Here is a 407-nt window from a genome sequence, read left to right as displayed (position 1 = left end):
ACGAGGCGGTGATCCGTGCTCAATGAGCCGTCAGGCGCGATCCGGCGCCTCAGCCGGCTGGCGGGGCAGGTACTGCCTGCGCCGCGGACGCCGGTACCTGACGGGGCGCGGACGGGGCACCCGCTGGGGCTCGGCGCGATGCTGGCGCACGCCAAGCAGTCCCCGGCCACGACGTACGCACGCATCAGGGTGAGGCGTCACCACGCGCCGCCCGGCGGGCCGGAGGCCTTCGGCTTCGAGGCATGGTGCCCCGGCGTTCCGAAGCTCCCGTACACATCGGGCGAGAGCCAGCGGCGGCCACAGGCGATCAGCCTCAGCAACGCCCGCCAGGGCGGGGAACCGCCGTCGGAGCTGCTCCGGTCCATCCGCCGCTGGTCCCGGAACCAGAGCCCGCTGACCACCTGGAT

The 407-nt window shown here is 74.0% G+C and carries 1 protein-coding gene; it reads right to left on the bottom strand.

The features are described from left to right. Positions 1 to 197 precede the first annotated feature (197 nt). Positions 198 to 407: hypothetical protein (locus AC1DYK_RS36005; protein ID WP_478170622.1), on the bottom strand; the 210-nt coding region annotated here is incomplete at its 5' end.

It is taken from the genome of Variovorax sp. P2_H12, from assembly GCF_056403395.1.
Note: the sequence above shows the minus strand (reverse complement) of the source record. Positions and strands in the feature narration are given on the sequence as shown.